Origin of the sequence: Synechococcus sp. R5-13 (assembly GCF_047462015.1) — a bacterium.
GTDB lineage: Bacteria > Cyanobacteriota > Cyanobacteriia > Thermostichales > Thermostichaceae > Thermostichus.
Genome location: NZ_JANSIL010000165.1, coordinates 1 through 9715 on the forward strand (window position 1 = coordinate 1; position 9715 = coordinate 9715).

Below are 9715 nucleotides of genomic sequence, written 5' to 3' on the forward strand. Positions count from 1 at the left end.
TTAACCTCACACACACCAAGGGATCCGACGGTGTGGGACCGCCGGTTCCGCTTCACCCTAGTTCCCCGCGCCCCCCAACAGCAACCCCCTTCTCCCGATTCCCGGCCTCAGCAGGACAGCTGTCCGCTTCACGGTAGCCGATCTCTTGAGAGCGGGAGAACCAACCTAAACCTACATCTGACTGCTGCGGGCAGCCACTCGCAGTTTGGCAGAGCGGGCCCGTGGATTGCGTTGCCGTTCCAGTTCGGAAGGGGACAAGGGCCTGGGGGTGAGCACCTGCCAACGGGGATCCCTGCGGAAGGCCCATTTCACCAAGCGATCTTCAAGGCTATGGAAGCTGATCACGGCCAACCTGCCGCCGGGTTTCAACCAAGTGGGGGCTTGGGCCAGCAAGGTTTCTAAAGCCTCCAGTTCTCGGTTCACGGCAATGCGCAACGCCTGAAAGACGCGGGTGGCCGGGTGGATGCGGCCTCGCCGAGCTGCCGGAGGTACCGCCTGCCAAACCACCTGGGCCAACTGGGTAGTTGTGGCGAGGGGACGAGCCTGCTCGATGTGATGGGCAATGCGGCGGGCAAATCGCTCTTCGCCGTAACGGGTGAAAATCTCGATCAACTCTTCGACCGGGCGATGATTAACCCAATCGGCAGCGGTTTCCTGAGCGGCACTGGGATCCATGCGCATATCCAGCGGCCCCTCCCCGCGAAAGCTAAATCCCCGCTCAGGGCAGTCCAGTTGCGGCGAACTCACCCCCAAGTCGGCCACGATGCCATCGAAGGGGATCCCCTGCCCCTGCTCATCCCGAAAGCCGTGCTGCTGCAGATCGAAATCGGCAAAATTGAGGTGCCACAGTTGGATGCGGCTGCCGGGGATCCCTTCTGCTGCAAAACGCGCTTGCGCCGCCTGTAGAGCCGCCGGATCCCGATCCAACCCCACCACTCGAGCAGCTCCCCCCCGCAGCAGCGCCAAGCTGTGTCCACCCCCTCCCAACGTCACATCCAAAAAAATACCGCCCCCCTGGGGTTGCAGGTAGGCCATCACCTCCTCGGTCAAAACAGAGTCGTGTTGATACACCTCGCCAAGCACGGTCTGCGGGGGTTCTATTTCTGCTGCTACAAAGTTCAGTATCTGCAAAAAAAAAAGGCCGAGGCCAGGCCCCGACCGAGGAATCCATGTTGTTAAGGTGATCCTCTGAGAAAAGAGGGGTGGCCGTCAAAAGACAGGCTGTCTTGGGATCCCCGGCAAAATCTCTGGGGCGCGAGTCCCGCTCTGAGTATGATGAGACTGCTGCCGCTTTTGCCCAGTCTGCCATCAGAGTTGCTGTGTTGACTCACTCTTCTGCTACTGATATCTTGACCCTCTCGCCGGCCAAGGGCCTGCGCGGCCAAGTGAGCATCCCCGGCGACAAATCCATTTCCCACCGCGCCCTGATGCTGGGATCCCTGGCCGAAGGAGAAACCACCATCCAAGGGCTGTTGCTGGGAGAGGATCCCCGCAGTACGGCAGCCTGTTTTCGGGCGCTGGGGGCAGATATTTCGGAGCTTAACAGCGAGTGTGTTCGCATTCGGGGGGTTGGCCTGGGCCGGCTACAAGAACCGGCGGACGTGTTGGATGCCGGCAACTCCGGCACCACCTTGCGCCTGATGCTGGGGATCCTGGCTGGCCAGGCCGGGCGCTTTTTTGCCGTCACCGGCGATCGCTCCCTGCGCTCGCGGCCCATGGGGCGGGTGGTAGAACCGCTGCGGCAGATGGGGGCCAGCATTTGGGGACGGGCCGGTGGGACGTTGGCACCTTTGGCCGTACAAGGGGGATCCCTCAAGGGCATTCACTACCGCTCCCCGGTGGCTTCAGCGCAGGTAAAATCCTGCCTCTTGCTGGCGGGCCTGCTGGCGGAAGGCACCACCCAAGTCACCGAGCCGGCTCTCTCTCGGGATCACTCGGAACGGATGTTGCGGGCCTTCGGGGCCAACATTCAGGTGGATCCGGAAACAAAAACCGTGGCCGTGGTGGGGGGATCCCGCCTGGTGGGCCAAAAAGTTCAGGTGCCGGGAGATATCAGCTCGGCAGCCTTTTGGCTGGTGGCCGCCTCCATTGTGCCCGAGAGCGAATTGCTGCTAAGGGATGTGGGCCTCAACCCCACCCGTACCGGTGCGCTGCAGGTGTTGCAGGAGATGGGGGCCGATATTCAAATTGAAAACTGCCGGGAAATGGCCGGTGAGCCCCTGGGAGATCTGCGGGTGCGTTCGGCCCGCTTGCGCGGCTGCACCATCGCCGGCGATCTCATCCCCACCCTGATCGACGAGATCCCGGTTTTGGCGGTGGCGGCGGCCTTTGCCGAGGGGATCACGGTGATTCGCGATGCCGCAGAGCTGCGGGTCAAAGAAAGCGACCGCCTGTCAGCCATGGCCCAAGAGTTGAGCCGCATGGGAGCCCAGGTCGCCGAATATCCCGATGGCCTGGAAATCAAAGGAGGGATCCGTCTTCACGGGGCCGAGGTCGACAGCCACGAGGATCACCGCATCGCCATGAGCCTGATGGTGGCAGCTCTAGGAGCGCAGGGATCCACCCTCCTCAGGGGAGCCGACTGTGCCCGCATCTCCTACCCCGACTTCATTCCCACCCTGCAACGATTGACTGCTTCCCCCCTGGAGTCTTGAGAGGGCCCATCTTTAACTTTGCCGCCTCTGCTCCTATGTCGACCTGCCCCAGCCCGCCCGGACCTATCGCCATCGAACATCTCTGCTTCCGGGTTCCTCCCGGTGGGCAAGCAGCCTTTCTTGAGCAAGACGAGCGGGTTTGGGGATCCGCCCTGCGCCGGCATCCGGGTTTTCTGGGCAAAGAAGTTTGGCTGGATCAAGAGGATCCCGAACTTGTCCACCTCATCCTCCGCTGGGCCAGCCGTGCTGACTGGAAGGCCTTTCCCTCCGAGCAAGTGGAGGCATTGGATCGGCAAATGCGGCCTTTTTATGTGCGCTTGGAACAGGCCAAAGAATACCAGCTCTGGCAGCCCGGCCCTTCTGCAGGGACAGGAAAGCAGGATTAAGGGATCCCTTCAGTCTCAAAACCTACCTCAGAGCCCACCGAGTCAGCCCTGGGGGATCCTGCCACCCGCTCCTGCTCCACCAGCTCCCGCAAACTGGGCATGGTCACGGCCAAAGCTCCTTCTCGCCGCTGCAGCCCCGCTTCAAAACTCTCAGGGGTGACAATGCCGCCGGAAATGAGCATCTTAAAAGCATCTTCCACCGGCATGAACACTTCCACCACCTGGTCTTCCGGCACAATGGCGTACCAGCCCGTCGTTGGATTGGGGGTGGTGGGCACAAACAGGCCAAGGGAGCGCTGCGGCCCATCGGGCCGAATGGGAGTTTGAATGGTGCCCGTCACAAAGGCCAGCGCCCAAGCTCCTGGTCGGGGATATTCCACCAGCACCACCCGCCGAAAGCGCTGATTGTTGGGGGCAAACAAAACACTGACCAATTGCTTCAAGGTCTTGTACACCAGCCCCGCCACCGGAATCGCATGGAGCAACTGTTCGCTGAGATTGAGCAGCCACTGGCCGACAATGTTGCGGGCCATGAAGCCAATCAACAGGATGAGCACAATCGGCGTCAACAGGCCCACCGCCAGATCGATGAGGTTGATCAAGATCGGGTGCAAACCCTGGATGGGATTAAACTGCTTCGGAATGCTGGTCAGAAAGCCAATGCTCCAGGTGGCCACCTCCACCGTCAGCCAAATGGTAGTTGCCAGAGGGATCACCACCAGCAACCCCGCCACGAAGTAGTTCTTAAGATGCTGTTTCCATTGTGAAACCATGGTGAGGTCGTCCCGTCGAGTCAACCGAGTGGATGCATCGAACCCTTGCAAGTGAAGCTTGCAGATGGCAATCATGATACCTGCCTTCTGCGTTGCCCTCATGGGGGGCAGCCGCAACTTGCCGGCAAAAGAAATCGGGCTGCCAAAAAGCGCAGAGCCCCAAACTTTCATCAGGCCGATAATGCTATCTTAGGTCGATATAAAATTTTGTAAAGGCAGGGATCCCGTCCCGAGGCGTTGTGGCCAAGCCCCTGGATGGTTTGTGTTTCTGCTGGGTGTTGCGTGGGAGGCCCTATGTCAGAGTCAGATTGGCTAGAGCATACCTGTCAGGTGGAGGTGCCTGTTCCCATTGAGCAGGTATGGGATTTGTGGGCCAACCTCACCCTCATGCCCCGTTGGATGAAGTGGATCCGCTCGGTGGAATTGCTGGATCAGGAGCTGTCCCGGTGGACACTGGATACCCGCGGCCTCACCTTCAGTTGGATCTCCCGCACCCACACGGTGGTGAAACACCAACACATCGGCTGGAGTTCGGTGGAGGGGCTGCCCAATCGGGGCGCGCTGCGCTTTTACGACCGCAAAGGCAGTACCATTGTGAAGCTGTCGGTTGCCTACAAGCTCCCGGGGATCCTCGGCAAAATCTTGGATGGCCTGTTTGTGGGCAAAGTGGTGGAGAGCACCATCCAGGCGGACCTGGAGCGCTTCAAAGCCTATGCCCTAGAGCAGGCGGGGCCAGCCGCCGACAATGCCTCGGCCAGCTAGTCTCCGTTCGTCAGGCCCAAGTGTTTCGCCGACCTTCCCCATTGTCAACCCTCGCCACTGCAAAGGCCGCTTCATGTCAGATCCCTCTCCTGAGCCTGTCATTGCCCTCTCTCGTCAGCCGGTGGACAACCGCAACATTCGCTTCTCTCTGGAGCGGGGCGAGCTGGATCTGGATCAACTTCTCCTGCTGTTGAACCGCAATGCCTTTTGGGCGCAGAATCGCCAGAGGCAGGAGATGGAGCGGGCCGTTGCCCACAGCCATCCGGTGGTCAGCGCCTGGGATGGGGAGCGCTTGATTGGCTTTGGCCGCGCCACTTCCGATGGGGTTTACCGAGCCGTCCTCTGGGATATCGTGGTTGATCACGATTACCGACGTCAGGGCATTGGCCGCAAGTTGGTGGAAACCCTGATTAGCCATCCCCATCTGCAGTCGGTGGAGCGCGTCTACCTGTTCACGACCCATCAGCGCGGCTTTTACGAACGGATTGGCTTTGTGGAAAATCCCAGCACCACCTTGGTTTTGCACGGGCGCCCTCTGGAGTTTTTGATCCCGTCTACTGAACAGGCGCAGGCTTGACCGACAGGGATCCCAAGAGAGTGAGAGTATCTTGAACGACAGTGGGTTGGTTCGGCCTCGGCAGGAGAACGCGCTAGCCTGAAAAGCAAAAAGGGTGAGAGGGGGTACTCATGGCCAATCGCCTCGCCACAAGTTCCAGCCTTTACTTGCGCAAGCACGCCGAGAACCCGGTGGATTGGTGGCCTTGGATCCCAGAGGCTCTGGAGAAAGCCCGGGCCGAGGATAGGCCGATTTTTCTGTCCATCGGCTATTCCAGTTGCCACTGGTGTACGGTCATGGAGGGCGAGGCTTTTTCCAACCCGGAGATCGCCGCTTTCCTCAATGCCCATTTTTTGCCCATCAAAGTGGATCGCGAGGAGCGGCCCGATCTCGACAGCATCTACATGCAGGCGTTGCAGCTCATGAGCGGGCAGGGGGGATGGCCCCTCAATGTTTTTCTCACGCCCGATGACCTGGTGCCTTTTTACGCCGGCACCTATTTCCCCGTAGAGCCCCGCTTTGGCCGCCCGGGGTTTTTGGCCTTGCTGCAGCGCATCCTGCAGTTCTACCGGCAGGAAAAAGAAAAAATAGAGGAGATGAAAGGCCAGATTTTGACGGCTCTGACCACCCTCAGCGACCTGGTGCCGGAAGACCACATTCCCGCCGACCTGCTGCGCTCTGGGATCCCCAAGATCCAGCCTTTGCTCTCCAACGTTGGGGCGGTGCAGCAATTTCCCATGATGCCCTACGCTCAGTTGGTATTGCGTTCGGCCCGCTTCGACCCACCGGAAGGGATCCCCGGCTCGCAGAGCGCTCTGGAACGGGCCAAAGAGCGAGGCATGGCCTTGGTGCTGGGAGGGATCTTCGACCATGTGGCCGGCGGATTTCACCGCTACACCGTGGATCCCACCTGGACGGTGCCCCACTTTGAAAAGATGCTCTACGACAACGGGCAGATCCTAGAGTTTCTCTCCGATCTGTGGGCGCACGGTATCCAAGATCCGGCCATTGAGCGGGCGGTGCGGCTGACGGTGGAGTGGGTGGCGCGAGAGATGACCGCCCCTGCCGGGTATTTCTACGCCGCTCAAGATGCCGACAGCTTTGCCCGGGCAGAAGATCGAGAGCCAGAGGAGGGAGAGTTCTACGTCTGGCGCTGGCAGGAGCTGCAGGAGCTCTTGGGGGAAGAAACCTTCCGCGCCTTGCAGCAGGCGTTTGACCTATCGCCGGGGGGCAACTTCCCCGATCGGCCCGGCTGCATCGTCTTGCAGCGCCAACAGGGAGGAGCGTTGCCGCCAGAAGTTGAAGCCGCCTTGACCACCCATCTGTTTCAGGCACGCTATGGCTCTGCGGAGCGACGAGTTCCCTTCCCTCCGGCAGTGGATGCCCAGTCGGCCCGTCTGCAATCCTGGCCAGGGCGAATCCCACCTGTCACCGACACCAAGATGATCGTCTCTTGGAACGCCTTGATGATCTCCGGCCTGGCGCGGGCCTATCAAGTGTTCGGCAACGCAGACTATCTGCAATTCGCTCTGCGGGCTGCCCAATTCATCCTCAGCCAGCAGCGCCACCCTGAGACCGGATCCCTGTTGCGCCTGAACTACGATGGCACAGCTCAGGTGCCCGCCAAGTCAGAAGATTACGCCCTGCTGATCAAGGCCCTGTTGGACTTGCAGCAAGCCTGCCTGCCCCTGGTGGGGGATCCCACCCCTCAAGACTGGTTACAGGCTGCCCTCCAGCTCCAGCAGGAGATGGATGCGCAACTGTGGGATCCGGCCAGGGGGGGATACTTTGTCAGCGATGCCCAGAGTGCCCCTGAGCTGTTGGTGCGAGAGAAGGAGTTCCAGGACAACGCTACCCCTGCAGCCAATGGGGTGGCCATTGCCAACCTGGTGCGCCTTGCCGCCCTCACCGGAGATCTGGACTACCTGGAACGAGCAGAACAGGCCCTGAAAACCTTTGCCCACATCATGAGCACCCAGCCGCGCACCTGCCCCAGCCTTTTTGCCGGACTGGATTGGTATAGCAATTGGGTGAAAGTCACCCTGGAGGCCGATTCCATTCCCGCCTTTCAGCAACGATCTTGGCCCACCACCGTCTTTGCTCTCCCCACCGAAGCCGAACCTCTGCCGGAAGGAGCTTTAGGGCTGGTGTGCTGGGGCAACAAATGCCTGGCCCCTGCCAGTTCTCTCGAGCAAATCCAGTCCCAAATCACCAAAGGCCAAAACCGGGCTTACTGACCTTTGCCCAACTTTTGCTCAGGGCAGCAGGGATCCCTTTTCCAAGGTTACCGCTGGGACTGCGCAGGCTTTTCCACCCCAAAAAACTCAATGCGGTAACTTTGGATGCGGGTGCCCGTTTGTTGCTCCACTTGGGCCAGCAGTTCAGGCGGCAGCTCCACGTCCACATCCAAGATGCGGTTGCTATCCAGACAGTTCACGTGGCTGTGGGGATGGGTGCGGTTGCCGTAGCGGCGCCCATCGGCACGATCCAAGCACTCGACAATGTTGTGGCTGGCCAAAGCTTCCAGGTTTTGATAAACGGACGTGTGGCCAATCGGTTTGCCCTGCTGATTGAGGCGATCGTAAATCTCGCGGGCGGAGAGGTGCTCGCCACACTGCCACAGCAGCTCCAGGATATAACGGCGCTGTCGGCTCAAACGCAGATTGCACTCCCGGCACCGCTCCAAAGCAGCTTCCAAAGAATCCAAGGGGCGAGGCATGGAAAACCTCAAGTCATACCGAGTCTGAGATAGGTAGTTGCTCATCTCTACCAAGGTAGCATTTGTGCGTCAACAGTTGTTCAAAAAACACCCCGAACTCTACAAGAGCTGCCGCGCATAGCCATCTTCGAGCCGAGTCCAGGCCGTGCGCAGATGGAAGAGCCCAACATCAGCCTTCTGATTTTCTACAATACCGCTGGAGTGTTGGGGGCAAAGATCATGCAGCGGCGCAAGGTAATTCTGGGTTTGTTGGGGTTGGCCAGCAGCAGTGGATTGGCAGGAGCCTATTGGGCCAGTCGGCAGCAGCCCTCTCATCTAGCCCCAGGGATGGGATCCCCTAGAGCCGCTCTCCCCTCTCCTACCCCCCAGCCCACCCCCACCGTCGTCCCCCATCCAGATGCCCCCCATGGCCTCTACATCCCCCCCCGCCGAGATCTGCGCCTCTTGGTCATCAGTGACATGAACGGCATCTACGGCTCGGTGGAATACGACCCAGAGGTGGATCGGGGCATCGGCCTCATCCCCTATCTTCAGCCGGATATTGTTTTGGGAGGAGGAGATATGGTGGCCGGTCAGGATCCCCGCCTGTCGGAGGAGCGCATTCGCGCCATGTGGGCAGCCTTCGACCGGCATGTGGCTGGCCCAATCCGTGCGGCCAAACTTCCCTACGGCTTTACCTTGGGCAATCACGATGCTTCCTGTGCCCGCACCACGCGGGGCGGCTTTCTCTTTCAAAAAGAACGGGATCTGGCCCGCGAGTTTTGGAACGATCCGGCCCACGACCCAGGTTTGAACTTTGTGGATCGGGGGGACTTTCCCTTCTACTACACCTTTGAAAAAGACGATGTGTTTTACCTAGTCTGGGATGCCACCTGCAATTACATCCCGCCCGAACAAATGGCCTGGGCGGAAGCGGCTCTGGCCAGCGAACGGGCTCAGAAGGCCAAGTTGCGCATTGTCATCGGCCATCTGCCCCTCTACGCCATCACTGTCGGGCGCGACGATCCGGGAGAAGTGCTGCTGGAGGCGGATGCCAAACGGGCTCTGCTGGAGAAGTACCGCGTCCACACCTACATCAGCGGCCACGACCACGGCTACTACCCTGGCCACAAAGGGCAACTGCAACTGCTTCACTGCGGCATTCTCGGCTCTGGCCCTCGTCCCCTCTTGGGCAGCCCTCTGCCCCCCCGCAAGACCCTCACCCTTATCGACGTGGATTTCGAGAGCCCAGATGTTACCTATTACACTACCTATCACATGCGGGATCTGAGCGTGATCGACCAAGCAGAGCTGCCCCGTTTCATCACTGGGCACAATGGCTTGGTGCTGCGCCGCGACGTCAATTGGGACAACCTCACCCCCCAAGAAATCGCCACCTGCCAAGCTCGTATTGGATCCCTGTGTCGGGATTAACGTCTCCGTCTTGGCAAAAGATTGATGAGCCGTTTGTAGATGCTCTCGCGAGGGTTCTGCACACTTCGCGAGCAGCCCAGGCTTTTCAACAGATGATTCAAAGCAGCTTTTTCCAGCAACACCAGCCATAGCCGGTGCAACTGTGTCTCTCGCATAACGGATCCCAGTGATTGATTTCAGCGAAACTGTGGAGAGCTTGTGAAGAAAGTGGTAACTGTACCACCGGCCCATACCTCACAGACTTGCCACAAATGCTTGCCCATTCATCCCGACTCTGGTAAGTCGTACCGGGATGGGAAGGGATTTAAGTGCGGGCATTGTGGTTGGGAAGGGGATGCTGATTTCAACGGTGCAAATGTGATTGCGCTTTTGGGGGCTGCTGTAAACCAGCCTAGAGGTCAAGCCTACGGCTCGCTTCGCGAACGTGGTTGGCTTGCCAACTACAGGGCTAC

At 59.7% G+C, this 9715-nt stretch carries 9 protein-coding genes and 1 pseudogene; 7 read left to right on the forward strand and 3 right to left on the reverse strand.

The window, feature by feature from the left end; genetic code table 11:
• Window positions 1-171: 171 nt before the first annotated feature.
• A complete protein-coding gene (gene rsmH / locus NW840_RS12275; protein WP_414344567.1) occupies window positions 172-1083 on the reverse strand; it encodes a 16S rRNA (cytosine(1402)-N(4))-methyltransferase RsmH in 912 nt (303 codons plus the stop codon).
• Between the two features lie 236 nt (window positions 1084-1319).
• On the opposite strand from rsmH, the gene aroA reads away from it, so the two are divergent.
• Both aroA and NW840_RS12285 read left to right on the forward strand, forming a co-directional pair.
• Complete coding sequence (gene aroA, locus NW840_RS12280; RefSeq protein ID WP_414344577.1) at window positions 1320-2654, forward strand: 3-phosphoshikimate 1-carboxyvinyltransferase; 1335 nt, start codon at window positions 1320-1322, stop codon at window positions 2652-2654.
• A gap of 35 nt (window positions 2655-2689) precedes the next feature.
• Window positions 2690-3040, forward strand: a complete 351-nt coding sequence (locus NW840_RS12285; RefSeq protein ID WP_011432948.1) for a TIGR03792 family protein — start codon at window positions 2690-2692, stop codon at window positions 3038-3040.
• Here the strand turns inward: NW840_RS12285 and NW840_RS12290 are convergent.
• On the reverse strand, window positions 3037-3813 hold the full coding sequence (locus NW840_RS12290) for a DUF502 domain-containing protein (RefSeq protein ID WP_238376947.1): 777 nt from the start codon (window positions 3811-3813) through the stop codon (window positions 3037-3039). The two genes, NW840_RS12285 and NW840_RS12290, sit on opposite strands and share 4 nt — an antisense overlap.
• Window positions 3814-4107: 294 nt before the next feature.
• Between NW840_RS12290 and NW840_RS12295 the strand changes: the two genes are divergently transcribed.
• The 3 genes from NW840_RS12295 to NW840_RS12305 all read left to right on the forward strand — a co-directional run bounded on the left by NW840_RS12295 (window position 4108) and on the right by NW840_RS12305 (window position 7368).
• Window positions 4108-4575: an SRPBCC family protein gene (locus tag NW840_RS12295; protein ID WP_414329520.1), complete on the forward strand. Its 468-nt coding sequence runs from the start codon at window positions 4108-4110 to the stop codon at window positions 4573-4575.
• 73 nt (window positions 4576-4648) lie between these two features.
• Entirely contained in the window at window positions 4649-5152 is a 504-nt protein-coding gene (locus NW840_RS12300) for a GNAT family N-acetyltransferase (RefSeq protein WP_414344570.1), read from the forward strand.
• Window positions 5153-5262: 110 nt separating this feature from the next.
• Window positions 5263-7368, forward strand: coding sequence for a thioredoxin domain-containing protein (locus tag NW840_RS12305; protein ID WP_414344572.1), 2106 nt, complete (start codon window positions 5263-5265; stop codon window positions 7366-7368).
• Between the two features lie 47 nt (window positions 7369-7415).
• Here the strand turns inward: NW840_RS12305 and NW840_RS12310 are convergent, their stop codons facing one another.
• Window positions 7416-7850 carry a Fur family transcriptional regulator gene (locus NW840_RS12310; protein ID WP_414344574.1) on the reverse strand — a complete coding sequence of 145 codons (435 nt, stop codon included), beginning with the start codon at window positions 7848-7850 and terminating at the stop codon, window positions 7416-7418.
• A 153-nt stretch (window positions 7851-8003) separates the two neighbouring features.
• Between NW840_RS12310 and NW840_RS12315 the strand changes: the two genes are divergently transcribed.
• The gene (locus NW840_RS12315) at window positions 8004-9263 is read left to right on the forward strand and encodes a metallophosphoesterase family protein (protein ID WP_238376945.1); all 1260 of its coding nucleotides are present in this window, start codon (window positions 8004-8006) and stop codon (window positions 9261-9263) included.
• A gap of 207 nt (window positions 9264-9470) precedes the next feature.
• A pseudogene (locus tag NW840_RS12320) lies at window positions 9471-9715 on the forward strand (zinc ribbon domain-containing protein); the annotation flags it as partial.

What these genes read in the sequence shown, in the direction of transcription:
- NW840_RS12285 (WP_011432948.1), top strand. Translation starts at nt 2,690, where the DNA reads ATGTCGACCTGCCCCAGCCCGCCCGGACCTATCGCCATCGAACATCTC.
- NW840_RS12290 (WP_238376947.1), bottom strand. Translation starts at nt 3,813, where the DNA reads ATGGTTTCACAATGGAAACAGCATCTTAAGAACTACTTCGTGGCGGGG.
- NW840_RS12295 (WP_414329520.1), top strand. Translation starts at nt 4,108, where the DNA reads ATGTCAGAGTCAGATTGGCTAGAGCATACCTGTCAGGTGGAGGTGCCT.
- NW840_RS12300 (WP_414344570.1), top strand. Translation starts at nt 4,649, where the DNA reads ATGTCAGATCCCTCTCCTGAGCCTGTCATTGCCCTCTCTCGTCAGCCG.
- NW840_RS12305 (WP_414344572.1), top strand. Translation starts at nt 5,263, where the DNA reads ATGGCCAATCGCCTCGCCACAAGTTCCAGCCTTTACTTGCGCAAGCAC.
- NW840_RS12310 (WP_414344574.1), bottom strand. Translation starts at nt 7,850, where the DNA reads ATGCCTCGCCCCTTGGATTCTTTGGAAGCTGCTTTGGAGCGGTGCCGG.
- NW840_RS12315 (WP_238376945.1), top strand. Translation starts at nt 8,004, where the DNA reads ATGGAAGAGCCCAACATCAGCCTTCTGATTTTCTACAATACCGCTGGA.